This is a genomic window from Stenotrophomonas maltophilia, from assembly GCF_039555535.1.
In the GTDB taxonomy this organism is placed as follows: domain Bacteria; phylum Pseudomonadota; class Gammaproteobacteria; order Xanthomonadales; family Xanthomonadaceae; genus Stenotrophomonas; species Stenotrophomonas maltophilia_Q.
This window is the reverse complement of sequence record NZ_CP154630.1, coordinates 1,192,834-1,217,760: the sequence shown is the minus strand read 5'-3', so window position 1 is coordinate 1,217,760 and position 24,927 is coordinate 1,192,834. Positions and strand designations below refer to the sequence as shown.

The 24,927-nt window shown below is 67.7% G+C and carries 25 protein-coding genes; 17 read left to right on the top strand and 8 right to left on the bottom strand.

The window, feature by feature from the left end; translation table 11 throughout:
• Positions 1-8: 8 nt before the first annotated feature.
• A complete protein-coding gene (locus AASM09_RS05660) occupies positions 9-659 on the bottom strand; it encodes a transposase (protein WP_049429365.1) in 651 nt (216 codons plus the stop codon).
• Between the two features lie 212 nt (positions 660-871).
• Here AASM09_RS05660 and AASM09_RS05655 point away from each other — a divergent pair, with 212 nt between their 5' ends.
• The 13 genes from AASM09_RS05655 to AASM09_RS05595 all read left to right on the top strand — a co-directional run bounded on the left by AASM09_RS05655 (position 872) and on the right by AASM09_RS05595 (position 14,281).
• Positions 872-1,411 carry a GNAT family N-acetyltransferase gene (locus tag AASM09_RS05655; protein ID WP_049429364.1) on the top strand — a complete coding sequence of 180 codons (540 nt, stop codon included), beginning with the start codon at positions 872-874 and terminating at the stop codon, positions 1,409-1,411.
• The gene (locus tag AASM09_RS05650) at positions 1,408-1,740 is read left to right on the top strand and encodes a non-heme iron oxygenase ferredoxin subunit (protein WP_049429363.1); all 333 of its coding nucleotides are present in this window, start codon (positions 1,408-1,410) and stop codon (positions 1,738-1,740) included. Before AASM09_RS05655 ends, AASM09_RS05650 begins: the two co-directional genes overlap by 4 nt.
• 174 nt (positions 1,741-1,914) lie before the next feature.
• Positions 1,915-2,319: a hypothetical protein gene (locus AASM09_RS05645; RefSeq protein WP_049429362.1), complete on the top strand. Its 405-nt coding sequence runs from the start codon at positions 1,915-1,917 to the stop codon at positions 2,317-2,319.
• A gap of 147 nt (positions 2,320-2,466) precedes the next feature.
• Positions 2,467-4,773 carry a TonB-dependent receptor gene (locus tag AASM09_RS05640; RefSeq protein ID WP_049429361.1) on the top strand — a complete coding sequence of 769 codons (2,307 nt, stop codon included), beginning with the start codon at positions 2,467-2,469 and terminating at the stop codon, positions 4,771-4,773.
• A gap of 68 nt (positions 4,774-4,841) precedes the next feature.
• Positions 4,842-5,561 (top strand): tetratricopeptide repeat protein, encoded by a 720-nt coding sequence (locus tag AASM09_RS05635; RefSeq protein WP_049429360.1) that lies wholly within the window; start codon positions 4,842-4,844, stop codon positions 5,559-5,561.
• 10 nt (positions 5,562-5,571) lie between these two features.
• Complete coding sequence (locus AASM09_RS05630; RefSeq protein ID WP_049429359.1) at positions 5,572-6,249, top strand: Fe2+-dependent dioxygenase; 678 nt, start codon at positions 5,572-5,574, stop codon at positions 6,247-6,249.
• Between the two features lie 165 nt (positions 6,250-6,414).
• Positions 6,415-6,816, top strand: coding sequence for a hypothetical protein (locus AASM09_RS05625; protein WP_049429358.1), 402 nt, complete (start codon positions 6,415-6,417; stop codon positions 6,814-6,816).
• 145 nt (positions 6,817-6,961) lie between these two features.
• Positions 6,962-9,382 (top strand): TonB-dependent receptor domain-containing protein, encoded by a 2,421-nt coding sequence (locus AASM09_RS05620; protein ID WP_049429357.1) that lies wholly within the window; start codon positions 6,962-6,964, stop codon positions 9,380-9,382.
• A 163-nt stretch (positions 9,383-9,545) separates the two neighbouring features.
• Entirely contained in the window at positions 9,546-10,184 is a 639-nt protein-coding gene (locus AASM09_RS05615) for a PepSY-associated TM helix domain-containing protein (RefSeq protein WP_049429356.1), read from the top strand.
• A gap of 26 nt (positions 10,185-10,210) precedes the next feature.
• A complete protein-coding gene (locus AASM09_RS05610; protein ID WP_005408420.1) occupies positions 10,211-10,729 on the top strand; it encodes a DUF2271 domain-containing protein in 519 nt (172 codons plus the stop codon).
• Positions 10,730-10,850: 121 nt separating this feature from the next.
• Positions 10,851-11,654: a DUF4198 domain-containing protein gene (locus AASM09_RS05605; RefSeq protein ID WP_049429355.1), complete on the top strand. Its 804-nt coding sequence runs from the start codon at positions 10,851-10,853 to the stop codon at positions 11,652-11,654.
• A 54-nt stretch (positions 11,655-11,708) separates the two neighbouring features.
• Entirely contained in the window at positions 11,709-12,680 is a 972-nt protein-coding gene (locus AASM09_RS05600; protein ID WP_049429354.1) for an FAD:protein FMN transferase, read from the top strand.
• Positions 12,677-14,281, top strand: coding sequence for a sulfite reductase subunit alpha (locus AASM09_RS05595; RefSeq protein ID WP_049429353.1), 1,605 nt, complete (start codon positions 12,677-12,679; stop codon positions 14,279-14,281). The genes AASM09_RS05600 and AASM09_RS05595 overlap by 4 nt, the downstream gene beginning before the upstream one ends.
• A 115-nt stretch (positions 14,282-14,396) precedes the next feature.
• Here AASM09_RS05595 and AASM09_RS05590 read toward each other — a convergent pair whose 3' ends face one another.
• From AASM09_RS05590 to AASM09_RS05575, 4 genes are all read right to left on the bottom strand, one after another.
• Positions 14,397-15,002 (bottom strand): HutD/Ves family protein, encoded by a 606-nt coding sequence (locus AASM09_RS05590; RefSeq protein ID WP_049429352.1) that lies wholly within the window; start codon positions 15,000-15,002, stop codon positions 14,397-14,399.
• A gap of 34 nt (positions 15,003-15,036) precedes the next feature.
• Positions 15,037-15,762: a murein L,D-transpeptidase catalytic domain family protein gene (locus AASM09_RS05585; protein WP_010483599.1), complete on the bottom strand. Its 726-nt coding sequence runs from the start codon at positions 15,760-15,762 to the stop codon at positions 15,037-15,039.
• A gap of 17 nt (positions 15,763-15,779) precedes the next feature.
• Complete coding sequence (locus AASM09_RS05580; protein ID WP_049429351.1) at positions 15,780-16,865, bottom strand: L,D-transpeptidase; 1,086 nt, start codon at positions 16,863-16,865, stop codon at positions 15,780-15,782.
• Positions 16,866-17,217: 352 nt separating this feature from the next.
• A complete protein-coding gene (locus tag AASM09_RS05575) occupies positions 17,218-17,544 on the bottom strand; it encodes a ComEA family DNA-binding protein (protein WP_049429368.1) in 327 nt (108 codons plus the stop codon).
• A 200-nt stretch (positions 17,545-17,744) separates the two neighbouring features.
• Between AASM09_RS05575 and AASM09_RS05570 the strand changes: the two genes are divergently transcribed.
• The 4 genes from AASM09_RS05570 to murU all read left to right on the top strand — a co-directional run bounded on the left by AASM09_RS05570 (position 17,745) and on the right by murU (position 21,374).
• Entirely contained in the window at positions 17,745-19,238 is a 1,494-nt protein-coding gene (locus AASM09_RS05570; protein WP_100443776.1) for a M20 family metallopeptidase, read from the top strand.
• Between the two features lie 69 nt (positions 19,239-19,307).
• Positions 19,308-19,577 carry a GlsB/YeaQ/YmgE family stress response membrane protein gene (locus AASM09_RS05565; RefSeq protein ID WP_005415577.1) on the top strand — a complete coding sequence of 90 codons (270 nt, stop codon included), beginning with the start codon at positions 19,308-19,310 and terminating at the stop codon, positions 19,575-19,577.
• 64 nt (positions 19,578-19,641) lie between these two features.
• On the top strand, positions 19,642-20,667 hold the full coding sequence (locus AASM09_RS05560) for an aminoglycoside phosphotransferase family protein (protein ID WP_049429350.1): 1,026 nt from the start codon (positions 19,642-19,644) through the stop codon (positions 20,665-20,667).
• Positions 20,664-21,374, top strand: coding sequence for an N-acetylmuramate alpha-1-phosphate uridylyltransferase MurU (gene murU / locus AASM09_RS05555; RefSeq protein WP_049429349.1), 711 nt, complete (start codon positions 20,664-20,666; stop codon positions 21,372-21,374). The genes AASM09_RS05560 and murU overlap by 4 nt, the downstream gene beginning before the upstream one ends.
• A 464-nt stretch (positions 21,375-21,838) precedes the next feature.
• Here murU and hda read toward each other — a convergent pair whose 3' ends face one another.
• The 3 genes from hda to AASM09_RS05540 are packed head-to-tail and all read right to left on the bottom strand — an operon-like array spanning position 21,839 to position 24,851.
• Positions 21,839-22,546 (bottom strand): DnaA regulatory inactivator Hda, encoded by a 708-nt coding sequence (gene hda, locus AASM09_RS05550; protein WP_049427455.1) that lies wholly within the window; start codon positions 22,544-22,546, stop codon positions 21,839-21,841.
• Positions 22,546-23,715, bottom strand: a complete 1,170-nt coding sequence (locus AASM09_RS05545; protein WP_049427458.1) for an AI-2E family transporter — start codon at positions 23,713-23,715, stop codon at positions 22,546-22,548. Before AASM09_RS05545 ends, hda begins: the two co-directional genes overlap by 1 nt.
• Positions 23,712-24,851 carry a DUF2066 domain-containing protein gene (locus AASM09_RS05540; RefSeq protein ID WP_049427460.1) on the bottom strand — a complete coding sequence of 380 codons (1,140 nt, stop codon included), beginning with the start codon at positions 24,849-24,851 and terminating at the stop codon, positions 23,712-23,714. The genes AASM09_RS05545 and AASM09_RS05540 overlap by 4 nt, the downstream gene beginning before the upstream one ends.
• Positions 24,852-24,927: the final 76 nt, after the last annotated feature.

Sequence of the window (24,927 nt, the reverse complement as noted above, 5' to 3'; positions counted from 1 at the left end):
CACCGGGGTCAGATCCCTTTCGCATCGCGAAAGGGCTCTGACCCCGCTAGCGAACCGGCCAGTCGTCGCTGCGACTGCAATGCTCGCCGGATCGCCGCCACATCCGCGGCAGGAATACCCTCCTCGATGAACTCCGCATAGCGCCTGCGCCGTTCATCCAGATCCAGGGCAATCAGCTCGAATGCCGAATGCGGCTCGAGCAGCGCATTCGGCCTGCCCTGCGCATTCGCCCGATAGCTCGACCAGCGATAGTCCCCTGGACGCGCCACCCTCCCCGCACGGACAGGGTTGAGCTCGATGTAGCGCTGGCAAGCCAGCAGATAGCGATCCGTATCCACCAACGTGGAATGGAAACGCCCCTCCCACAGGGTTCCCGTGCGGCCCTGCCGATCATTCACCCGCCGCACGTAGGTCCGGCTTACGGCCTGCATCATCCGCGACAGCCCGCCGGAGACATCAGGCGTCGCCAGGAGATGAACGTGATTGTCCATCAGCACATACGCGTGGACCCGGCAGTGCTGCTGGCCTGCGTGATGACACAGCAGGCGCAGGTAGGCCACGCGGTCGCCATCGGTGAAGAACACGGGCTGGCGATTGTTGCCACGTTGAACGACATGTTGCGGGTAACCGGGCGCATCGATGCGTGGTGGCCTTGGCATAGGTGTCTCCTGGGAATAGGGGTCAGAACCCATCGCTGCGCAAAGGGATCTGACCCCGAGCATCTGCTGATTCCGTGCCCGTACCAGTCGGTCCATGACCTGCCGCTCGGTCGGTAGACGCCGGGGTCAGAGCCCTTTCGCCCGGCGAAAGGGATCTGACCCCACGCCGCGCCCCCATTTGCGCCCGCCCCCACCCCACCTAGAATGTGCCCATGAGCACCCTGACCTTCCGCGCCGCGACGTCGGCCGACATCCCCGCCCTGATCACCCTGGTCACCTCGGCCTACCGTGGCGACGCCAGCCGCGTCGGCTGGACCACCGAAGCCGACCTGCTGGATGGCGCCCGCATCGACGCCGAAGGCATCCAGGGCGACCTCGACCGCCCGCGCTCCACCATCCTGCTGGCCGAACGCGAGGGCCAACTGGTGGCCTGCGCCCACGTCGCCGATGTCGACGGCAAGGGCTACTTCGGCATGTTCTCGGTCGACCCGGCCCAGCAGGGCGGTGGCGTCGGCAAGCAGCTGATGGATGCCGCCGAAGCGCACGCCGCGCGCGAATGGAACGTGCCGGTGATGCAGATGACCGTCATCGACGTGCGCGACGAACTGATTGCCTTCTACGAGCGCCGCGGCTACAGCCGCACCGGCATCAAGAAGCCGTTCCCGTATGGCGACGAACGCTTCGGCATTCCCAAGCGCGACGACCTGCGCTTCGAGATCCTGGAAAAGCCGCTGGCCGGAGCCGCCGCGTGAGCGAGGCCTGGACCTTTGTCTGTGCCGGCAACGAGCTGCTGCCGGGTGAAATGAAGAGCGTGTTCGACGAAGTGACCGGCACCCCGATCGTGGTGTTCAACCTCGACGGCGAGCTGTACGCACTGGAAGACCAGTGCACGCATGAAGAGTTCGAGCTGTCCTCGGGTGAGTTCGACACCACCGAAGGCAGTGTGGAGTGCGTGCTGCACGGTGCGCGCTTCGACGTGCGCGATGGCCGCGCCCTGTGCGCCCCGGCCTATACCCCGGTGCCCAAGTTCCCGGTGAAGCGGGAGCACGACGCGGTCTGGACCCGCGACGACCGCGATTGAGGCCGCGCGCCCGCCCCAGGGCACCACCCATGGGGCGGATCTACGGAAGCGCCTTGAGGGCCTTCCCAAGGCGTTTCGGGGACACCCCGGCGGCTGGCCACATTCCGTACATGCGAATCATTATCGTTGATGTTATTCTACGTAACATCTTCGTAACGACTCCGCCCCTGCGCCATGGCTTCGCCCGCGCCCACCGCCACGCTGTGCCAGCTCGCCCGCCACGGGTGGCCGCTGCTTGTGGCCGTGCTGCTGACGCTGCTGCTGGGCTGGTCGGCGTTGCACGAGGGGCGCGGCAGCGATCCGGCCGCACACGGCTGGCAGGCCCACGCGGATGATCTGCTGCAGGCCCTGCCGCTGCCGGAAGCGCCGGCCGACGAATGCCCGCAACACGCCGCCCCTGCCCCCGAGCCACCGCTCGATGGCGAGGGCAGTACACCCTGCACCGGCCTGGCGTCACCGCGCGCCGCGCTTGTCGCACACATCCCGCTGTGGCGCTCCGACGCCCTGCGCTGGCAGCTGCACGATCCCGCACTGCGGTTGAACCCCGGCCACGCACCGCCCGCACCGCACGCCAGCTGAGGCGCCCTGCGGCCTTTGCCGTGCGCCTCATTGCGTTTCGGGCAAGCCGAGCATCGGCTCGGCTCTACAGCACCCGTCTCCTGCCTGCCGCCACGCCTGCGTGCCGGCCCGCGCCCTTTCCTGATCCAAGCCACCGCCACCCAGACCATGACCCACATCAAGACCCGCAAGTACGCCCCGCGCGTTTCCCTGCTCGCCTCGGCCACCCTGGCCGCCGGCTTCGCACCGCTGGCCGCACAGGCCGCCGACGGCGCCGCCTCCGGCACCAACAAGGCCACCGACCTGGACAAGGTGCAGGTGCGCGGCAGCTGGTTCAATCCGTCCTCGCCGAAGTTCACCGCCGAACTGCTGGACACCCCGAAGTCGGTGTCGATCGTCTCGGAGAAGCTGATTGCCGAGACCGGCGCGACCAACCTGCAGGATGCGCTGCGCATGGTGCCGGGCATCACCTTCGGTGCCGGCGAAGGCGGCAACCCGACCGGCGACCGCCCCTTCATCCGCGGCTTCGACTCCCAGAGCAACATCTTCGTCGACGGCCTGCGTGACGTCGGCTCGCAGACCCGCGAGATCTTCGACCTGGAGCAGGTGGAAGTGGTCAAGGGCCCGAGCTCGGCCTACGGCGGCCGTGATTCCGGTGGTGGCAGCCTGAACCTGGTAAGCAAGACGCCGAAGCTGAAGAACGAAACCAGCGCCAGCATGGGCATCGGCACCGACAGCTACGCGCGCGGCACCGTGGACGCCAACTATGTGCTGGGCGATGGCGTCGCCGCCCGCCTGAACCTGATGAAGCACGCGTCGGACATCGCCGGTCGTGATGCGGCCAACGTCAGCCGCTGGGGCATCGCACCGTCGATCGCGTTCGGCCTGAACGGCCCGGCGCAGCTGATCGCCAGCCACTACCACATGCAGAGCGATGACCTGCCCGATGCCGGCGGCTTCCCGTACAACAACCCGTTCACCAGCGGCCCGAACGTGGCCAAGAACGGCGACGGCCGCCCGATGGTGCCGGACCGCAACAACTACTACGGCCTGGTCGACCGTGATTTCCAGCGTACCCGCGCCGATATCAGCACCCTCGACGCCAGCTACGATTTCGGCGGCCACAAGCTGCGCAACATCGCGCGCCTGGGCAACACCAGCAACGACTACCTGTGGACCCAGCCGGACGACAGCAAGGGTAATCCGAACAACTACGGCACCCTGTGGCGCCGCACCAACAGCCGCGCCGTCGACGTCAAGAGCTTCGCCGACCAGCTGGGCCTGACCGGCGCCTTCCAGACCGGCGCGCTCAAGCACAGCTACAGCGCGGGCGTGGAGTACAGCGACGAGAAGATGACCCGCGGCAGCTATCAGATGACGCCGGGCACCGCCAATCCGCTGGAACCTCTCGCGGCCAACAGCTCGGTGTGCCGGGTGTCCGGCGCTGCCACCAACTTCAACTGCACCGACTTCAACAATCCGAACCCGAACGATCCGTGGGCGGCCGGTCAGATCGTCTACCGCAGCAACAAGGCGCTGGACGTTGAACAGCGCACCAAGACCAAGTCCGCCTACCTGTTCGACACCATCGAGCTCAATGCACAGTGGAGCTTCAACGTCGGCCTGCGCTATGACGATTACAGCACCACGCTGACCACGCCGGTGCTCAACGCAGCGCCGACCCGCCTGCGCAACGACAACGATTTCGTGAACTACCAGGCCGGCGTAGTGTTCAAGCCGGTGGCCAACGGCAGCATCTACCTGTCCTGGGGCACCTCCTCGACCCCGCCGGGTATGGACGGTGGCGATGGCTCCGACGGCCTGACCGGGCTGGTGGCCGACCTCAAGCCGCAGGACACCAGGAACCTCGAACTCGGCACCAAGTGGGACCTGCTCGACAACCGCCTGAACCTGACCGCCGCGATCTTCCACACCGTGATGAACAACGCACGCGTGACCGTCGACAACGGTACCAGCCAGAACGCCGGCAAGAAGGAGATCAACGGCTTCGAGCTGGGCTTCAACGGCCAGCTGACCGACGCCTGGAGCCTGTATGGCGGCTACACCTACCTGGATTCGGAGCTGAAGGACAACGGCTTCGTCTGCGCCGTGTCGGGCCGCACCTGCCCGAGCGGTATCTACGTACCGTCGCCGAACAACGGCAACATGTTCCCGAACACCGCCAAGCACAGCGCCAACCTGTGGACCACCTACCGCTTCCCGATCGGCCTGACCATCGGCGCCGGCGCGTTCTACTCGGACAAGCAGTACGGTGATGTCGCCAACACCAAGTGGATCGCCAGCTACACCCGCTTCGATGCGATGGCCAGCTACGCGATCCAGGACAACATCAGCCTGCAGCTGAACGTGCAGAACCTGACCGACAAGACCTACTTCACCAAGGCCTATGCCTCGCACTACGCGAGCATCGCCCCGGGTCGCTCGGCCACCCTGGCACTGAACGTGAAGTTCTGATGTAACTTCGCTCCACCACGGCGGCAGGCTCTCCTGCCGCCGTTTTTGTTTCCGGCGATACTCACCCCATGGCGACCCTTACCCCCATCGACAGCGACGCCCTGGCCGAACTGCTGCAGCACGACCCGGCAGCCGCGTTCGTGCACATCCGCGATGCCGCGCAGGCCGGCCAGGTCGATGCACAACTGCTGCTCGCGCAGATGCACATGGAAGGCAAAGGCACCGCGCAGGATGCCTCTGCCGCGCTGCTCTGGTACGAAACCGCCGCCAACAACGGCGTGCCGATGGCGATGAACATGCTCGGCCGCTGCCATGAGCTGGGCCAGGGCACTGCGCCCGACCCGGCGCTGGCGGCCGTCTGGTACCGCCGCGCGGCCGACACCGGGCTGGACTGGGGCCTGTACAACCTGGCCAACCTGCTGGCCACCGGCCGCGGCGTGCCGCTGGACCGCGCGCAGGCGCTGGCGCTGTACACGCGCGCCGCGCACCTGGGCCACGCCAAATCGATGAACCTGCTGGCCCGCCATCTCGAGGACGGCCTGGAGATCGAGCGCGATCCACAGGCCGCGCTGGACTGGTACCGGCGCGCCGCCGAGACCGGCGATTTCCGCGGCCAGGCCAACTACGCCTCGATCCTGCTGCAGGCCGGCCAGGTCGATCAGGCCGTGCACTGGCTGCGGCTGGCGCTGGCCCACGGCAGCCCGGCGTTCATGGCCCACATCGTGCCGGAGCTGGCAGCGTCCCCGCATCCGCAGGTGCGCGCCCTGGTCGCACCGCCGTCCCACTGAGGAGTTCCGCATGCTGCTGCACATCCCCGACATCCTCAGCGCCGCGCAGGTGGCCGAGTTCCGCCGCCGCCTCGACGTCGCCGACTGGACCGATGGCCGCGAGACGGTTGGCCATCTGGGTGCGCAGGCCAAGCACAACCAGCAGCTGCCCGAGGCCTCGCCGCTGCGCCGCGAGCTGGGCGAGACCGTCCTCGTCGCGCTGGCCCGGCACCCGCTGTTCTTCAGCGCGGCGCTGCCACTGAAGTACCTGCCGCCACGCTTCAACCGCTACAGCGGTGGAGGCACCTACGGTTTCCATGTCGATGGCGCGGTGATGAACCTGGCCAACGGCGAGCAGCTGCGCTCGGACATCTCCTGCACCCTGTTCCTGTCCGATCCGGACGAGTACGAGGGCGGCGAGCTGATCATCAGCGATACCTACGGCGAGCATGAAGTGAAGCTGCCGGCTGGCGACCTGATCGTGTATCCGTCCAGCAGCCTGCACCAAGTGCGGCCGGTGACCCGAGGTGCGCGCGTGGCCTCGTTCTTCTGGGTGCAGAGCATGATCCGCGACGACGTGCAGCGGCGCCTGCTGTGGGAGATGGACAGCTCGATCGAACGCCTGCGGCAGACTGGCGGCGACACCGAAGCGGTGCTGCAGCTGACCGGCGTGTACCACAACCTGCTGCGGCGCTGGAGCGAAGTCTGAGCCCCATCTGGCCGGCCTGCGACATTTTGGCAATCATTCTCATTTGCAACAGCTAACGGCTCTCATTACAATCACGCCCCGTTGATGCTGGCCGCTGCCGGCAAACCACCTGGGGACCCTTGCTTGCTGCGCCCGCTTCGCCCTCGCCCACTGATCCATCGCAAGATGGGTGCCGCCATGCGCGGCCAGCGTCCTGCGCTGGCCAGCCTGCTGGCGTGGGTGGCGATGCTGGCGTTGCTGCTGGGCACCCTGCCGCTGCTGCCGCACCCGGCGACAGCAGCGACCGTGCAGGTACCGCTGGAAGAACGCGGCGGCGAAGGCCCGTTGCAGGAAGAAGCCCCGGCCAAGCTGCGCCGCTGTGCTTCCACCCCGGTGAAAGCGGCCGAGAAGGCACGTCCGCCGCTGCTGCTGGCCAGCCAGTGGCTGCGTACCGAACGTGAACTCGTACCCGCCACGCCGGCCATGCCCGGCGTGCGCCCGGACTGGCCGCTGGCCGCTCCGGACACGCCTTGGGCCGACGCGCCCGGGCGTCGCCAGCAACGCGGCCAGGCGCCGCCGCTCGCCTGATCCACGGCCCGACGTGACCGCCTGCGCGGTCGCACCCGCACGCCGCTGCCTGCTTCATCCCTGCCGCCCCTGACCGGGCTTCCCGTGCATGCCGCGCCCTTCGCGCCCGGCATCGCACCTCTCTGCATCTTTCGAGGTAACTGCCATGGCCCAGCGCCATCGTGTCCGTTCGTCCCTGTCCCGCCCCCTGCTGACCAGCGCCGTGCTGGCGGCGATGGCGGCCCCTGCTTTCGCACATGCAGAGATCGCCGGCGCCCCGCAGACGCTGGACAAGGTGGTGGTCACCGCCTCCGGCTTCGAACAGAAGGTGGTCGATGCGCCGGCCAGCATCAGCGTGGTCAGCCGCGAGGAGCTGAGCAAGCGCCCGTATACCAACCTGGTCGATGCGCTGCGCGACGTCGAAGGCATCGACGTCGGCCTGGAGGCCACCGACAAGAACGGCCGCGCCACCATCTCGATGCGCGGCCTGCCGTCCGAATACACCCTGGTGCTGATCGACGGCCGCCGCCAGAGCAATGTCGGCCAGCTGTACCCGAACAACTTCGGCGGCGGCCAGTTCGCCTACCTGCCGCCGCTGGACGCGATCGAACGCATCGAAGTGGTGCGCGGCCCGATGTCCACGCTGTACGGCTCAGATGCGATGGGCGGCGTCATCAACATCATCACCCGCCGCAACCAGCACAGCTGGCACGGCGCCGTGACCCAGGGCTTCACCGTGCAGCAGGATGACCAGTTCGGTGATGCACGCACCACCGACCTGTACCTCAGCGGCCCGCTGCTGAAGGAGCGCCTCAGCCTGGCAGTGCGCGGCAGCTACTACGATGCCAAGGCATCGAATCCGGAATGGGATGCACTGACCCTGCCCGACGGCACGCTGTGGGAGCGCAGCATCGGCTTCGGTGGCGGTGGCAAGTCGGTGGCCAACACCAACTGGAACACCGGCGTGCGCCTGGACTTCCGCGTCAACGATGACCACGAGCTGTGGCTGGACTACGACGTGTCGCGGCAGAAGTACGACAACAGCGAAGGCCAGACCGGCACCCTGGACAGCCTGGCCAGCCTATGGCGCGTCGGCAATGCGGTCATCCCGAACCCGAACGGCAGCGGCACGGTCACCCGCCGCGTGGTGCAGCCGCGCGTGGGCTACACCGCCTACCAGCGCTACGAGCGCGACCAGCTGTCGCTGACCCACCAGGGCCGCTACAGCTTCGGCACCTGGCAGACCTCGCTGACCCACAGCAAGAGCAGCAACCTCGGCCGCTCGCTGCCGTTGACCCTGGACGAGCGTGCCAACCTGCAGACGCTGTGGAATGACGTCTGCCGTCGCACCGGCGCGGCCAACAACTGCGCGGCCGGCCGTGGCAATGCGCTGACCGCACTCAATCCCAGCGAAATGGCGCGCCTGCAGGCGTTCCTGCCGCGTCCGCTGCGCACCATGGAACTGGAAGGCTACGTGCTCGACACGATGCTGGATCTGGACTTCGGCGCGCACAAGCTCGCTGTCGGCGGCCAGTACAACGACACCGACATGATCGACGGCGTGTTCGGCATGGACGGCGCCGGCTACCGCAGCAACACCAAGCAGAAGCACCGCATGTGGGCGCTGTTCGCCGAGGACAATTGGGCGCTGACCGATGCCCTCACTGCCACCTTCGGCCTGCGCTACGACGACCACAACATCTTCGGCAGCCATCTCAGCCCGCGCGGCTACCTGGTGTGGAACGCCAGCGATGCGTGGACCTTCAAGGGCGGCGTCAGCACCGGCTACAAGACCCCGCGTCCGGACCAGCTGTTCCCGGGCATCACCGGCTTCGGTGGCCAGGGCGTGCTGCCACTGGTGGGTTCGCCGAACCTGAAGCCTGAAACCAGCACCAACTACGAACTGGCCGCGTACTTCGAAGGCCAGCGCTGGGGCTTCAACGTCACCGGCTTCTTCAACAAATTCGAGGACAAGATCGCCAGCGGTGGCACCTTCCCGAACTGCGAAGTGGCGCCGGCCAGCAGCGGCTACTGCGTGGACATCGGCCCGGGCTGGGCCGCGCTGGGCTACAGCACCTTCACCCAGAGCGTGAACATCGACAAGGCCGAGACCCGCGGCGCCGAACTGGCCGGCCACATCGACCTTCTCGACACCCTGCAGCTGCGCGGCAACTACACCTGGACCAGGAGCGAGCAGACCAGTGGCCCGCAGAAGGGTCTGCCGATCACCGGCACCACCCCGGCCAGGCACATGGCCAATGCCAGCCTGAACTGGCAGCTCAACGAGGCCATCAGCCTGTCGCTGATCGGCGAGGGCCGCTACGACCGCTACCGCGACACCCTGCTCGACGCCAACGGCGTCAGCCAGACCCGTTACTACGAGGACTACACCCTCTTCCACCTGGGTGGCAGCTGGAAGGCCACGCCATGGCTGACGGTGAACGCGCGGGTCAACAACCTGTTCGACAAGAACTTCGTCTCGCAGTCGTGCCTGCTGATCAGCCAGAGCGAGTTCAACTGCGTGGACGACTACGCGACCAAGGACCAGCGCCGCAGCTACTGGATTTCGTTGAACGCGAAGTTCTGATCACCGCGCTCCTCCCTGCTTCGGTGGGTGCCGACCTTGGTCGGCACCGCTTCATCCACGCATGGCGTGGATCTACCGCCTCCGGGATACAGAACGACACGCAATTGCGAGCTATTCTCACCAATGATGTAATGGGCAGTCCCCGTCCGCCTCGAACCGTGCCGTGAGCCGTCCTGCCTCTTCCACCGTGCAGCAGCAACAAAGCCGTGGCTTCTGGCTGCGGACGCTGCACCAGTGGCACTGGATCAGTTCGGCAGTGTGCCTGATCGGCATGCTGCTGTTCGCGGTGACCGGCCTGACCCTCAACCACGCGGCGAAGATCGAGGCCAAGCCCCAGGTGCAGAACCAGCACCTGGAACTGCCAGCCGATCTGCTCGGCCAGCTGGGCACGCGCGAAGACGGCAATGCGCCGATCCCGCGACCTGTCCGGCAATGGCTGGACACGCAGCTGGGCATCGCCATCGGCGGCCGCCCGGCCGAGTGGTCGGCCGAGGAGATCTATCTGTCGCTGCCACGCCCCGGCGGCGACGCCTGGCTGAGCATCGATCGCGAGACCGGCGCGGTGGAGTACGAATCAACCTCGCGCGGCGTCGTGTCCTACCTCAACGACCTGCACAAGGGCCGCAACGCCGGACCGGCATGGGGCTGGTTTCTGGACGTGTTCGCCGTGGCCTGCCTGGTGTTCTGCATCACCGGCCTGTTCCTGCTGCACCTGCATGCGCGGCAGCGGCGCATGACCTGGCCGCTGGTCGGCCTCGGTCTGATGATCCCGCTGCTGATCGCCCTGCTGCTGATCCACTGACTTTCCCTCGTTTCCGGAGCCGCCCCATGCGCGTCACCCTCACCATCGCCCTCAGCGGCCTGCTGGCCACCTCGCCGGCCTATGCCACCACCCTCGACATCAACGTCGAAGTGCCCAAGCTCAACGTGGCCGAATACCACCGCCCGTATGTGGCCGTGTGGCTGGAAGGCGCCGACCAGAAAGTCGCGGCCAACCTGTCGGTCTGGTACCAGCAGACCAGCAACAGTGAAGGCCATGGCACCAAGTGGCTGCCCGACCTGCGCCAGTGGTGGCGCAAGAGCGGCCGCACCCTGCAGGTGCCGGTGGACGGCGTGACCGGCCCGACCCGCCCGGCCGGCAAGCACGCGCTGTCGTTCAACGACAGGCAGCCGGCGCTGAAGCAGCTGGCCCCGGGCAACTACACCCTGGTGGTGGAAGCGGTGCGCGAAGTCGGCGGCCGTGAACTGCTGAAGATTCCCTTCACCTGGCCGGCCACCGCCGCACAGAACGGCAAGGCGCAGGGCGCCACCGAACTGGGCCAGGTCACCCTCGCCGTCAAACCCTGACCGTTTGTTCCGGGGTCAGATCCCTTCCACAGGAAGGGCTCTGACCCCATCGCCACATCCCCGGGATCAGAGCCCTCTCCGTTGGAAAGGGATCCGACCCCTTCCAACTGGAGTCCTCCGCATGAAGCGCACGCTCGTCCTCGCCGCCGCCCTGGCCGCTGCCCTTCCCTTCTCCGCCCTGGCCCACAAGGCCTGGCTGCTGCCCTCGCAGACCGTGATCGCCGGCAGCGCGCCGTGGATCACTGTCGACGGTGCGGTCTCCAACGACCTGTTCTACTTCAACCACGTGCCGCTGCGCCTGGAGTCGGTGGTGATCACCGCGCCGGACGGCAGCACCGTGCAGCCGCAGAACGCGGCCACCGGCAAGTACCGCAGCGTGTTCGACCTCGAACTGAAGCAGGCGGGCACCTACCGCATCGCCTCAGTCAACGACGGCCTGTTCGCCACCTACGAACAGAACGGCGAGCGCAAGCGCTGGCGCGGTACCGCCGCCACCTTCGGCGAACTGCCCAAGGACGCAAAGAAGCTGGAAGTGAGCCAGTCGGTGGGCCGCGTGGAGACCTTCGTCACCAACGGTGCGCCGAACGACACCGCGCTGAAGCCCACCAACCGTGGCATCGAGCTGGTCGCCGTCGGCCACCCGAACGACCTGTTCGCCGGCGAGGAAGCCACCTTCCGCGTGCTGGTCGACGGCAAGCCGGCCGCCGGCCTGGAATTCGAGATCGTGCGTGGCGCCACCCGCTACCGCAACGCGCAGGACGAACTGAAGGTCACCAGCGATGCCAAGGGCGAGATCAAGGTGACCTGGCCGGAAGCTGGCATGTACTGGCTGGAAACCGGCACCGAGGACAACAAGACCTCGGTGAAGCAAGCCGCCAAGCGCCGCCTGAGCTACGTGGCCACGCTGGAAGTGCTGCCGCAGTAATGACGTGGAACGCGATGCCGGGCAGCCCCGGCATCGCATCTGCAGCACACCACCATGACCGATCCCCAGCTCGACATCGCCCGCCTCGGTGGCACCACCATGGGCACCACCTGGAGCGTGTCGCTGGTCGCGCCGCGCCAGCGCGACCTGCACCCGCTGCATGCCGGCATCCAGGCGCGGCTGGACGAGGTGGTCGCGCAGATGAGCACCTGGGAGCCCGGCTCGGACCTGAGCCGCTACAACCGCGCCAACGCTGGCCAATGGTGCGTGCTGCCGGCTGAGACCCGCCAGGTGCTGGCCTGCGCACAGGCCATCGCCGCCGCCAGCGATGGTGCATTCGATCCCACCGTCGGCCCGTTGGTGGCACTGTGGGGTTTCGGTGCACATGCTGGCGAACGCCGCCAGCCCAACGACGCTACCCTGCAGGCCACGCGTGATCGCTGCGGTTGGCAGCACCTGCAGTGGCAGGACGATGCGCTGCTGCAACCGGGTGGACTGGAACTGGATCTCTCTGCGATCGCCAAGGGCTTCGGCGTCGATCACGTGGCCGCCTGGCTGCGCGATCAGGGCATCGCTGCTGCACTGATCGAGGTCGGTGGCGAACTGGCCGGCTACGGCCGCAAGCCCGACGGCCACCCCTGGCGCGTACTGGTGGAATCCGCACCGGAAGAAGACGCGCACACCGAAACACCACCGCGGGTGCTGGCGCTGGAGGACAAGGCGGTGGCCACCTCCGGTGATCGCTGGCACCAGTACCAGGCCGATGGCGAGGCTTACAGTCACAGCCTGGACCCGCGCTCTGGCAGACCGGTGCGCCAGGTTGCAGCGGCAGTGACGGTGGTCGCCGACGACGCGATGCATGCTGATGCCTGGGCCACCGCACTGACCGTACTAGGCCGCGAGCACGGCATGGCGCTGGCCGAACGCGAAGGACTGGCCGCACGCTACCTGCATCGCGCAGCGGATGGCCCGCACGAATTTCTCAGCAGCGCCTTCCAGCGCCTGCTCGACGAGCAGGACGCATGAGCGCACGGCCGTCGCGCGCGCTGCTCGGCAACGCGCTTGTACTGATCCTGCTGGCGCTGATCGCCTGGGCGCTGTTGCGCCTGCACCTCAGCGAAGCCTGGTGGCAGGGCGCGCCACCTGCACGGCAAACGCAGGTCGCGATCATCGCCACCGCGTTGTATGCGCTGGCCTGTGCCGCACTGTGGTGGCGTGGGCGACCGCGCGACGATGCTGCCTCTGCCGACGTCGCACCGATCCTGCTGGTCTGGTCCAGCCAGACGGGCTTCGCCCGCGAACTGGCCGAACGCAGTGCCGAGGCATTGCGTGGTGCCGGCGTGCCGGTGCGCGTGCGAGGCCTGCATGAGGTCGACGCCACCTTGCTGGCCGGTAGCCAGCGTGCATTGTTCATCGCCAGCACCACTGGCGAAGGCGACCCACCCGATCATGCCCTGCCGTTCCTGCGCGGGGTGATGGCCGCGCCGCCTTCGCTGCAGCACCTGCACTACGGCGTGCTCGCGCTGGGCGACCGCAGCTATGGCCACTTCTGCGGATTCGGCCACCAGCTGGACACTTGGCTGCGCCAGCACGGCGCGCATCCGCTGTTCGACGCGATCGAAGTCGACAACGCCGATCCGGCGGCACTGCGCCATTGGCAGCAGTTGCTGGGACAACTTGCCGGCGGCGCCAGTGAACTGCCCGACTGGAGCCCGGCCGAGTACCAGCCGTGGACGCTGCTGCAACGTGAGCATCTGAATCCGGGCAGCCCCGGCGGCCCCGTGTATTGGCTGCGCCTGCAGCCTCCGGCCGATGCAGATGCGCAGTGGCAGGCCGGTGACATCGCCGAGATCGGGCCACAACACGCCCGCCACATCGCGCGCGCGTGGCTGGACGCGCAACGCTTCGATGCGGATACCGTGCTGGATGATGGGCAGACGTTGCTGGCACGCGTCGCGCGCTCGCACCTGCCCTCATTGGTTCCCCCAGGTGATCTGCCCGCATTGCTGGCGACCCTGCAACCGCTGCCCCATCGCGAGTACTCGATCGCCTCGGTGATGGCCGACGGTGCGGTCGAGCTGCTGCTGCGCCGACAGCTGCGCGCGGACGGCACGCCTGGCATCGGCAGCGGCTGGCTGTGCGACCACGCGGCCATCGGCGAACCGGTGCAGCTGCGGCTGCGTCGCAACGACAACTTCCATGGCGTGGCCGCCAACGTGCCGCTGCTGTTGATCGGCAACGGCACCGGCATTGCCGGCCTGCGCGCGCATCTGCACGAACGTATCCGCAGTGGCGCACGACGGACCTGGCTGCTGTTCGGTGAGCGCACCGCCGCGCATGACTTCCACTTCGGTGAAGAACTGCAGGCAATGCTGGCCGACGGCTCACTGGCGCGGTTGGATGCCGTGTTCAGCCGCGACGGCGGCGCGCATCGCTATGTGCAGGACCGGCTGCTGGCCGAAGCGGCAACGCTGCGGCAGTGGGTGGATGAAGGCGCCACGATCCTGGTCTGCGGCAGCCTGCAGGGCATGGCCCCGGCGGTGGATGCGGTGATCGAGCAGGTGCTGGGTATTTCGGGCAAGGAAGCGCTGCTGCTGGCCGGTCGCTACCGGCGCGATGTGTATTGAACGAACCCTCGGGGTCGGATCCCTTTCCGCAGGAAAGGGCTCTGACCCCAACCACAAATGCTCTCTGGTGGGTGCGAACCTTGGTTCGCACCATGACGCCGGGCATGGTCCGGCGCTACCCGGCGCTCGCCACCCGTATCGCCAACAACTCGCCACCGCCCTGCAACGCGTGCCGCTGACGCTCGCCGGCCGCCAACCACGCGGTATCGCCGGCCCGTAGCGCGGGCAGGCCGCTGTCGGCACCGAACTCCGCCTGACCGGACAGCAGATGCAGCGCCCAGGCCACGCCCGGTTCGCAGAAGAAGAACATCGCGCCCACCAGTGGCCGGTGCAGCAGTTCGGCCTGCAGCAGCTCGCGCTTCCACATCAGGTTGAAGTCGTGGGTGGTGCCATCGACCAGTTCACCGTGCAGGGTTTCCTCGCCGGCAAAGCGCACCCGTCCATGCGGCGGCAGCACCTCGGCAACGCGGCCATCGTCGAAGCGCAGGCGCACGCCATTGCCCTGCAGCAGCACCAGCTCGCGCTCCACGCCGGGGAAGGCGGAGAACGCGGCGTCCTGCTCGATCTCGGCCACCGACAGGCGCAGCGCCCAGTCATCGCCCTCCGCAGGCAGGCGCAGGATCTCGCGGGTCCAGCCAAGTCCATTCCGCCAGCGTTCGCGGCGATAGTCCAGGCTGGAAATGACCTGGCTCGGAGTGTGCAGCAGGGAGTCGATGTTCATCCACGCATTGCATCATGCCGCGCGCCGTCGTGCATCACCGCGTGGCGAGCGTGCCCTGGCCACCGCACCCGCCGGCCAGCAGCTGCGAGTGCTTCAGCCAATCCTGGTCGGGGTAGTAAGCAAACACCATCGTGCCACCACGCAACGCATCGATCAGCGGCTTGGCCACCGACAGCCGCACCGCCGGGCAACCCAGGCTGCGTCCCAGCCGCCCCTGCAGCTGCGCGGTAGCCGGGTTCACGTACGGCGCACCATGGATGACGATCGCTCGGTCACGCGCGCGGTCATTGAAGCCCGGTTCCAGACCGGCCAGGCGCAGCGAATATCCATTGCCGCCCATGTAGGTCTCCTGCGCGGTGAACGCGCCGAGACTGGACATGAAACTGCCGTCGCGGTTGGAGAAGTGCTCGGTGCGGTTCTCGCCGCTGTTGCGGCCATGCGCCACCCATTCTTCGAACAACAGGCGCTGATGGGCCAGGTCGAACACCCACAGCCGCGGCTCGGTGGACGGGCGCGAGTAATCGATCACGCTGAGGCGATCACCATTGATGCCCAGTTCCGGCCGCTGCAACGCACAGCGCATGGCGTGCGCCGCCAGCTGCAGCACGTGGCGGTCGGCCTTGGGCGCACTGCGCGACAGCAGGGCAGCCAGATCATCGGCAGAGGTGGCGAGGGCGGGCGTCTGTGCCAGCGCCGGGGCGCTGGCCGAGGTCGCCAGCAGGCCGAACGCGGCCAGCCGGCACAGGCGGGATGCAGTCATGGGCACAACGAGGGGACTCAGTTGCCCTTGAGGGTGGACCCTGGCGGCTCGGATTCCAAGACCGGCTGCATTCCGGATTCAGCCGGGCTTGGGCGGACCGCCGGCAGCGAGGTGACCAGCAGGGTCGTGCCCGGCACCAGCACCTGGTACAGCTGGCGAGCGAAATCGGTCGGCAGCGCCATCGGCAGCGAGGGCGTGGCCAGCAGGTCCGGCGTGGCCTGGGCACGGTCCTGGCCCAGCAGCGGGTAGGCCGTCCACTGGTGCAGGCGCTGGTTCGCGTCCAGCGGGCTGGGGGTATCACTGTAACCCTGCCCCATCACGAACAGGGTGGTGCCCTGGAACGCCGGCAGCGCGTCGGCCTTCAACGGCGACTCGCCGATCATCACGCCATCGCGCAGCACGTACAGGCGCTGGTCGTGCAGGCTGACCAGGATGCCGACCTGCCCGGCCGGGGCCGCGCTGTCATCCCACCAGGCCTGCGCCGGCGCGCCGCCCTCGGTCTCCGGCAAGGCCTGGCCACGTGCGTTGACCGGCGCCAGCACCGACGGATAGGCCAGAGTCATCGGCGAGCTCTTGGCATCGGCCACGACCACGGTATCGCCGCGCTGGGTTTCGCTGAACAGCTTCTGCGCGAAGGCCTGCGGCAGGCGCACGCAGCCATGCGAGGCCGGATGCCCGGGCAGGCTGCCGCCATGCAGGGCGATGCCGTCCCAGGTCAGCCGCTGCATGTACGGCATCGGCGCGCTGTTGTAGAGGTTGGACTTGTGGTCCTTGTCCTTCTGCAGGATGGTGAACACACCGGTTGGTGTTTCGTGCCCGGCCTTGCCCGAGCTGATCGTGGTCAGGCCGATGGCGATGCCGTTGCGGTACACATAGGCGCGCTGCTCATCGAGGCTGACCACCAGCACGATCGGGCCGGTCGGCGAGATTTCCGGATGCCACAGGTATTCGCCCGGCTTCAGGTCGGTCGGCCCGCGTACCTCGGGGGTGGCCGCAGCGGCAGCCGCGGGTTTGGCGGCCGGCGTCGGTGCAGCGGCCTGGGCCAGCAGCGGCAGGGCCAGTGCAAGGGCGAGCATCAGGGTCGTGGGGCGATGCGGAAACATCCAGCGGGTGTCCTTTCCATGCGGAGCGGCCACCGTACACCATCGCCCCGTGGTGGCCGCGGCAAAACCGGGCGCCGGAAATGAAACTGCCCGGCGACACAGCCATGTGTCGTACCGGGCAATCGTTACGTCCCTGTCGGCCTGCTGCCGCCCCCTCGCATCCTGCGCTCTGGGGGTAGCGTTGCATCCTGCACGCGGCCGCGTCGGTCCTGTTTGTATCTCAGCCCCTTCCACAGGTCTGTGATGCCACCATCCTGGTGATTGGTGCCGCGTCCTGCGGCGGTCGGTGGGCACAGGCGTCCTGCCTGTGTCCGGTGAACCAGCTTCCTGCCGGTTCCGACGATTCCTGCTGTCAGCGCCTGGGTACGGTTCGCACCGGTACCGATCCGGGTACCGGATCCGCCGGCAACAACCTGTTGCCTACGGTGATCCGCTGTCGATTCCGTTCGACGATTGCATTCCCTATTCCCTTCACCTGCGTCAGGTCCTCGACGCGATGAAACGGGCCGTGTCTGCGCCGGTGCTCGACGATCGCCTCGGCCTTGGCGGCTCCGACCATCGTCAATCCCTGCTGCAGCGCCTGGGCATCGGCGCGGTTGATGTCGATCGGTTCGGCGGCATGCGCCCCAGCGATCCCCACTACCAGTACCAGCACCCTCAACACGACAAACCAAGGCACAACGTGTATCTCCTTGTGATTCTGGCCGTCCCGACCGGCAATCCCGTCGGCAGGAACAGTGTCCGTCACCACATGTGCACAGCCTATCGGTTTCCCGTATTTCCGTAAGCCAGCCAAATACCCGACGTGATGTAGGAAAAACCCTACCCCGGCACAGGCGTAGAATGGCGCGATCACAGCCCATGCAACCGGAGTTTCAGATGGACAGCGCCAAGCTCGGCCAATTCGTCAATGACAAGTGGGACAGCGAGATCGTCCCGCAGTTGGTCGACTACATCCGCATTCCCAACAAGTCGCCGATGTTCGACGCCAATTGGGTGCAGAACGGCTACATGGAACAGGCAGTCACCCTGATGGAGAACTGGGCCAAGGCCCAGCAGCTGCCGGGCCTGAAGGTTGAAGTGGTGCGCCTGGAAGGCCGTACCCCGCTGATCTTCCTGGAAATTCCGGCCACCGGCGCCGAAACCGGCGACGACACCATCCTGCTCTATGGCCACCTGGACAAGCAGCCGGAAATGACCGGCTGGGACGACGACCTCGGCCCGTGGACCCCGGTGCTGCGCGGTGACAAGCTGTACGGCCGCGGTGGCGCCGATGACGGCTACGCCATCTTCGGCTCGCTGGCCGCCGTGCTGGCGCTGCAGGCCCAGGGCCTGCCGCACGCGCGTTGCGTGGTGCTGATCGAAGCCTGCGAAGAATCGGGCAGCTACGATCTGCCGGCCTACGTCGACCACCTGGCCGACCGCATCGGCAAGCCCTCGCTGGTGGTCTGCCTGGATTCGGGCTGTGCCAACTACGACCAGCTGTGGTGCACCACCTCGCTGCGCGGCCTGACCGGCGGCAATTTCACCGTGAAGGTGCTCAACGAAGGCGTGCATTCCGGCGATGCCTCCGGCGTGATCCCATCCAGCTTCCGCCTGCTGCGCCAGATCCTTTCGCGCATCGAGGACCAGGATACCGGCCGTATCCTGATCGAGGGCATGAACGTCGAGATCCCGGCCGAGCGCCAGGAGCAGGCCAAGCGTGCCGCCGAAGTGGTCGATACCGAGATCTTCGAGAAGTTCCCGATGGTCGACGGCCTGCGCCCGATGAACGAGGACCTGACCGAGCTGGTGCTCAACCGCACCTGGCGCCCGGCGCTGTCGGTCACCGGCGTCGGCGGCATGCCGCCGCTGGAATCGGCCGGCAACGTGCTGCGCCCGCAGACCTCGGTGAAGCTGTCGCTGCGCCTGCCGCCGACCGCCGATGGCAAGACCTGCGGCGAGCTGCTGAAGGAAGCGCTGCTGCGCGACCCGCCGAACGGCGCACAGGTCACCCTGGACCTTGAAAAGGCCTCCACCGGCTGGAACGCCCCGGCCATGGCGCCGTGGCTGACCCAGGCCATCGACGACGCCAGCCAGGCCTTCTTCGGCAAGCCGGCGATGTACATGGGCGAGGGCGGCTCGATCCCGTTCATGGGCATGCTCGGCGAGAAGTTCCCGGGTGCGCAGTTCATGATCACCGGCGTGCTCGGCCCGCACTCCAACGCGCACGGCCCGAACGAATTCCTGCACATCCCGATGGGCAAGAAGGTCACCGCCTGCGTATCCAAGGTGATCAGCGAGCATTACGCCGCCAGCCTGCGCGGCGAGACCAGCGGTTCGCCGGTGGCCGCCGATAGCGGCACCCGCCACGGCGACCACGGCTGCTGCTGATCCGGCACCCGTGACGGACGCAGCCTGGCCTTGCTAGGCTGCGTCCACACTCAAGCGGAATCCGCGCGCATGAATGGTCTGTTCGGCAGCAGCAGCTGGCTGTACATCCTGCTGGTGGGCTTCTTCGTCGGCCTGCTCGGGCGCTTCTTCATGCCCGGCAACAACCGCATGGGCTGCCTGTTGACCATCGTGCTGGGCATCCTTGGCGCGCTGCTGGCCGGTTGGTTCGGCCAGTACATGGGCTGGTACGCCCCCGGCGAACCGGCCGGTTTCCTCGGTGCGGTGGTGGGCGCGGTGGCCGTGCTGGCCGTCCTGCGCCTGTTCAGCGGCCGCCGCTGAGCCCGCATCCCCTTCCCTTCCTGTTCCCGACGTTGGCGCGCCCGGCGCGCCCGGATATGCCTGCATGACCGAACCCGCCTCCGATCCCCAGCGCAGCGCGCAGCGCCTGCAGTGGGCCCGTACCCAGCTCGAAGATGCCAATGCAGTGGTCGAACGCGCCTCGGTCGATGCCGGCATGCGCAGCTACTGGCGCACCACCAGCACGCGCGGCAGCCACATCGTGATGGACGCCCCGCCGGGGCTGGAAGATCCGCGGCCGTGGCTGCGCATGCGCGGCCTGCTGCACGACAACGGCCTGCGCGTGCCCATGCTGCTCGCCCAGGATCTGGAGGCCGGCTTCCTGCTGCTGGAAGACCTCGGCGGCCCGACCCTGGCGAAGATCCTCGACGAGCGCAATGCCGATGAATGGTTCGACCGTTCGATCGAACAGCTGCTGCGCCTGCAGGCGATCCCGGTGCCGGCCGACTTCGGCCAGTTCGGCGAAGCGCTGCTGCAGCGCGATGCCGGCCTGTTCGACGAATGGTTCCTGCAGCGCCACCTGAACCTGGAACTGGACTGCGGCGAGATTGAAGGGCTGCAGCTGGTGCACCGCCGCCTGATGGACAACGCGCTGGGCCAGGCCCAGCTGATGACCCACCGCGACTACATGCCGCGCAACCTGATGCCAGTCGACGACGGCCCAGCGGTACTGGACTTCCAGGACCTGGTGCGCGGTCCGATCGCCTACGACGCGGTAAGCCTTTTCAAGGACGCCTTCCTGAGCTGGCCGCTGCAGCGCGTGGACGAGTGGCTGGCGCAGTACCACGAGCGTGCGTGCGGTGCCGGCCTGCCGGTGCCCGACCGCGCCACCTTCCTGCGCGATGCCGACTGGATGGGCATCCAGCGCCACGTGAAGATCCTCGGCCTGTTCTGCCGCCTGCGCTACCGCGACAACAAGGGCCATTACCTCGACGACGCGCCGCGCTTCATCACCTATCTGGATGAAGTGCTGCCACGCTATCGCGAACTGGCGCCGCTGCAGCAGTTGCTGGACGACCGCATCAAGCCGGCGCTGGCCGAGCTGGCCGCACCGATGCGCGTGGCCCGATGAAAGCACTTGTCTTTGCTGCCGGCCTCGGCGAGCGCATGCGCCCGCTGACCCTGCACACGCCCAAGCCGTTGCTGGAAGTGGCCGGTAAGCCGCTGATCGCCTGGCACCTGGAACGCCTCGCCGCACTCGGCGTGCGCGAGGTGGTGGTCAATACCGCGTGGCTGGCCGAGCAGTTCCCGACCACGCTGGGCGATGGCAGCCAGTGGGGCCTGCAGTTGCACTTCGTGCACGAAGGCGAGACCCCGCTGGAAACCGGCGGCGGCATCCTCAACGCACTGCCGGTGCTGGGCGACGCCCCGTTCCTGGTGGTGAACGGCGACATCTGGACTGATTTCGATTTCGCCACGCTGCCACGAGAGCCACAGGGCCAGGCGCACCTGGTGCTGGTCGACAATCCGGTGCAGCACCCCGACGGCGACTACCGGCTGGACTCGCAAGGCGTGCTGCATCACGACCGCGAGGGCCCGTGCCTGACTTATGCCGGCATCGGCGTCTATCGCCCTTCCGTCGTGGCCGATTGGCGCGCGGTGATCGGTGATGCGCCGGGCAGCGAGCGGGTGCCGCCGAAGTTCTCGGTGGTGCCGCTGCAGAAGCATTTCATGGCGCAGGGGTTGATGACGGGGCAGCACCATCGCGGGCGTTGGACCGATGTGGGTACCGTGGATCGCCTGCGCGCGCTGGATGTTGAGTTGGCGGCGAACGGCTGAGCCCCTCGTGGCTGGACGTTTTGAGAGCAGAAGCCTTGCTTGGCCGGGCGGGGTGGTCCCGCGGGGGACGCCGTGAACCCGTCCCTGGGGGCTTGGCCGCGGCATCCATGCCGCGGCCCCCCCCGCGAACCCACCCCGCCCGGCCTCTGACAGTTTCCGTGGGCGTCCAGCCACGGAAGAAAGAAAGAAAAGCAGAAGCGGGTCGCTTCGCTGCGCTTGCTCAGGTGTCGACCAAGGTCGACACCCACCAACAGCTGCGGGAACCTGTCGAAGGCGGGGTGGCTCAGGTTGCGGGGGCGTGAGCGCCATGGATGGCGCGATCGAGGCTACATGGACGTACTTGCGCCGTCCCCCGCAACCTGAGCCACCCCGCCTCCCCTCAGGAAGCCAGCCTTTGACGTTGACGTTGCCTCGGCTTCGGCTTCGGCGGGTGCAGGGCGCAGCCCTGCAAACAAACCCCACCCTCAGTAACGAGGCCGGCCTTCTTCCAGCACCTGGCGCAGGAACGGCACGGTGATCCGCCGCTTCGCCGCCAGCGACTCGCGGTCCAGCCAGTCCAGCAGCGTGATCAACCCACCCAGCTCGCGCCCGGTGTGCGACAACAGCCACTCGATGGCCGCCTCGTCGATCGCCAGCCCACGGCGCAGCGCACGCTCGCGCAGCACCGCCGCACGGCCCTCTTCGTCCAGCGGCTGCAACAGCACGCGCACGCACTGGCCCAGCCGCGAACGCAGGTCCGGCAGCAACAGGCCCAGTTCTTCCGGCGCCTTCTGCGCCGTGTACAACACGGTCACCCCCGCGGCGCGTGCGCGGTTGTGGAAATCGAACAGCGCAATCTCGTCCTCGCGATGGCCGGCAACCTCATCCAGGCCATCCAGCGCCACCAGCTCGCGCACCTCCAGCCCATCCAGCGCCGCACGCACGCGGCCGGCCGCACTGGCCAGCGGCACGTAGGTCGGCAGGCGCCCGGCCTGCTCGGCGCTGGAACACATCGCCAGCGCCTGGTGGGTCTTGCCCGTGCCCGCCGCACCTTCCAGGTAGACCCAGTCGTGGCTGGCACCCACCGCGATCGCGCGCAGCTGCGCCAGCGCGCCATCCGGCGCGCCGATGAAGGTCTCGAGGCGCTGGTCCCGCGGGTAATGCAGGGCCAGCGGCAGTTGCGGCACACCCATCACTTCAGGTCGGGGCCCTTGTCGTTCGGAATGATGATATGGGGGGCATCGACCACGCCATCAAGCACGATCGAAGGCTTCTCGCCCACGTACAGCTCGCTCTGGCGATAACGCTGGTGTGCATAGCGCAGCAGCACGTTGGTCACCGCCGCCACCGGCAGCGCCAGCAGCATGCCGAGGAAGCCGAACAGCTGGCCACCAGCCATCACCGCGAAGATCACCGCCACCGGGTGCAGGCCGATCTTGTCGCCGACGATGCGCGGGGTCAGTACGTAGCTTTCCAGCAGCTGGCCCACGGTGAACACCACGCCGACCAGGATCAGCAGCTTCAGGTCAAAGCCCTGCGCCTGCACCAGTGCGGCGATGATCGCCATCAGGATGCCGGTGGTCGCGCCCAGGTAAGGGATGAAGCTGATCAGGCCGGCAATCAGGCCGATCAGCAGGCCCAGCTTCAGGCCAACCAGCGACAGGCCACCGGCATAGATCACGCCCAGCGCCAGCATCACCAGGAACTGGCCGCGGATGAACGCGCCCAGCACCTCGTTGGATTCACGCGCCAGCGCGCTGATGGTGCCGATCTGGTTGCGCGGAATCACCGACGCGACCCGCTCGACCAGCTTGTCCCAGTCGCGCAGGAAGTAGAACGCCAGGATCGGCAGCAGCAGGATGTTGACCACCCAGGTCACCATCGCAAAGCCCGAGCGCGAGACGTAGCCCATGAACGTGGTGGCGAAGCCGCCGGCCTGCTGCCAGTGGCTGCGCACCCATTCGATCAGGCGGTCCGGGTCCAGCCACTGCATCACTTCCAGGCCGGTCTTCTGCTCGAACCAGGGAATGCCCTTTTCCATCAGCCACGCCTGTGCCTGCGGCGCGACCGCGATCAGGGTGGTGATCTGGCGCTCGATCATCGGCACCAGCACCAGCAGCAGCGCCACGATCACCAGCACCATCGCCGCGAACACCAGCACCACGCCGGTCATGCGCGAGCGGCCGGTGGCCTCGATGCGGTCCACCAGCGGGTCACCCAGCCAGGCCAGCGCCAGCGCCAGCACGAACGGGGTCAGGATCGGCGCCAGCAGCCATACCACCCAGCCGATCAGGCCGGCGAACAGGATGTACTTCAGGCGACGCAGGAACTGCGCGATTTCCGCTTCCGGGGTCAGAGTCATCGCAGGCGGTACTCGTTGCTGACCGGCGGGGCCACCGGAGCCCCGGTGGTGTCATCGATTGGCGTCGGCAGGGCAGGCAGCGGTGCGCTCGGCACCAGTACGCCGTTGTCGCCCAGCATGCGGTTGAAGCCTGCCAGGCCGGTGGTCATCTCCAGGCTCAGCTCCAGCTGGCCGGCCGAAGCGTGCAGCGGGGTGACGTTGCGCACCACCGGTACCTCGCGTAGGCCGGCAGCCAGCCGCAGGTAGTCGTCGGCACTGTTGATGCCGGTGACCACCACACGGTAGGTCCCGGCCTGGCCGACGGCGGCGCCCGCCTTGGCATAGCGCTTGACCAGCGCATCGGCGGCGCCGTCGGCACCGGCGGCCATCGCACGCATGGCGTTGGCGTCCTTGCTGGTCCACTTGTTCAGTTCGCGGCCGTTGTCGACGAACACCCAATCCGCCTGCCAGCCGCCATTGGCCCGGTACAGCTTGCCGATCAGCTGCATCGGCGGCGAGTAGCGCGAGGAGGCACGGGCCACGGCGGCACTGTCCTGGCGCCAGATGGCCCCGGCCAGCGCCTGTTCGGCAGCCCCCCCAGTGGGCAGCCCCAGCTTGTAGCCACGCTCGATGGCGCGGTTCAGCAACGGCCGAGCGGCGTTGGCCTGCTGCACGCTGACCAGGCGCGGGCCGCTGCCATCGTCGACGGCCAGCCACAGCACCGGCTTCGGTCGCGGCTGCGGCCACAGTGGCAGGCCCAGCGCCGACACCAGCGAATCCACGTCGTCCTCGCGGAAGCGGGCCACCAGCAGGGTACGGAAGCTGGGGGCGCCGTTGGCGCTCACGCTCTGGTCCTGCTTGTAGTCGTAGCTGGCCACGTAGTCCTTGGCGTTGCGCAGCGCCTGCACCACGCCAGGGCGGGACATCACGCTGCGGTCGCCGGACAGCTTGCCCAGTACCACGCTCAGGGCGCGGGCCAGGGCGCCGTTGCGATCGGCCTCGGCTTGGCTGTTGACGGGCACTTCGGCCTCGTACGCGCCACTGGCGGTGGCGACATCACCCTCGGTGCGAAGGCCGCTCTGGGCCATCGTGGCCACCGGCAGGCTCAGCGCAAGGAGCAGGGTCAGAATCAGGCTGCGGCGCATCAGGACATCCATTGGCTCGACGTATCCGGGGGAATTGTTGCCCGAATACGGTCTTTGCGCCAATGCGGCCTGTTAAAATCGCCCGTTC

Coding starts and splice junctions, on each gene's coding strand:
- hda (WP_049427455.1), bottom strand. CDS start 22,546: ATGGGTGTGCCGCAACTGCCGCTGGCCCTGCATTACCCGCGGGACCAG.
- AASM09_RS05580 (WP_049429351.1), bottom strand. CDS start 16,865: ATGTTTCCGCATCGCCCCACGACCCTGATGCTCGCCCTTGCACTGGCC.
- AASM09_RS05610 (WP_005408420.1), top strand. CDS start 10,211: ATGCGCGTCACCCTCACCATCGCCCTCAGCGGCCTGCTGGCCACCTCG.
- AASM09_RS05625 (WP_049429358.1), top strand. CDS start 6,415: ATGGGTGCCGCCATGCGCGGCCAGCGTCCTGCGCTGGCCAGCCTGCTG.
- murU (WP_049429349.1), top strand. CDS start 20,664: ATGAAAGCACTTGTCTTTGCTGCCGGCCTCGGCGAGCGCATGCGCCCG.
- AASM09_RS05585 (WP_010483599.1), bottom strand. CDS start 15,762: ATGACTGCATCCCGCCTGTGCCGGCTGGCCGCGTTCGGCCTGCTGGCG.
- AASM09_RS05605 (WP_049429355.1), top strand. CDS start 10,851: ATGAAGCGCACGCTCGTCCTCGCCGCCGCCCTGGCCGCTGCCCTTCCC.
- AASM09_RS05655 (WP_049429364.1), top strand. CDS start 872: ATGAGCACCCTGACCTTCCGCGCCGCGACGTCGGCCGACATCCCCGCC.
- AASM09_RS05640 (WP_049429361.1), top strand. CDS start 2,467: ATGACCCACATCAAGACCCGCAAGTACGCCCCGCGCGTTTCCCTGCTC.
- AASM09_RS05560 (WP_049429350.1), top strand. CDS start 19,642: ATGACCGAACCCGCCTCCGATCCCCAGCGCAGCGCGCAGCGCCTGCAG.
- AASM09_RS05660 (WP_049429365.1), bottom strand. CDS start 659: ATGCCAAGGCCACCACGCATCGATGCGCCCGGTTACCCGCAACATGTC.
- AASM09_RS05565 (WP_005415577.1), top strand. CDS start 19,308: ATGAATGGTCTGTTCGGCAGCAGCAGCTGGCTGTACATCCTGCTGGTG.
- AASM09_RS05635 (WP_049429360.1), top strand. CDS start 4,842: ATGGCGACCCTTACCCCCATCGACAGCGACGCCCTGGCCGAACTGCTG.
- AASM09_RS05545 (WP_049427458.1), bottom strand. CDS start 23,715: ATGACTCTGACCCCGGAAGCGGAAATCGCGCAGTTCCTGCGTCGCCTG.
- AASM09_RS05630 (WP_049429359.1), top strand. CDS start 5,572: ATGCTGCTGCACATCCCCGACATCCTCAGCGCCGCGCAGGTGGCCGAG.
- AASM09_RS05645 (WP_049429362.1), top strand. CDS start 1,915: ATGGCTTCGCCCGCGCCCACCGCCACGCTGTGCCAGCTCGCCCGCCAC.
- AASM09_RS05600 (WP_049429354.1), top strand. CDS start 11,709: ATGACCGATCCCCAGCTCGACATCGCCCGCCTCGGTGGCACCACCATG.
- AASM09_RS05570 (WP_100443776.1), top strand. CDS start 17,745: ATGGACAGCGCCAAGCTCGGCCAATTCGTCAATGACAAGTGGGACAGC.
- AASM09_RS05595 (WP_049429353.1), top strand. CDS start 12,677: ATGAGCGCACGGCCGTCGCGCGCGCTGCTCGGCAACGCGCTTGTACTG.
- AASM09_RS05540 (WP_049427460.1), bottom strand. CDS start 24,851: ATGGATGTCCTGATGCGCCGCAGCCTGATTCTGACCCTGCTCCTTGCG.
- AASM09_RS05590 (WP_049429352.1), bottom strand. CDS start 15,002: ATGAACATCGACTCCCTGCTGCACACTCCGAGCCAGGTCATTTCCAGC.
- AASM09_RS05620 (WP_049429357.1), top strand. CDS start 6,962: ATGGCCCAGCGCCATCGTGTCCGTTCGTCCCTGTCCCGCCCCCTGCTG.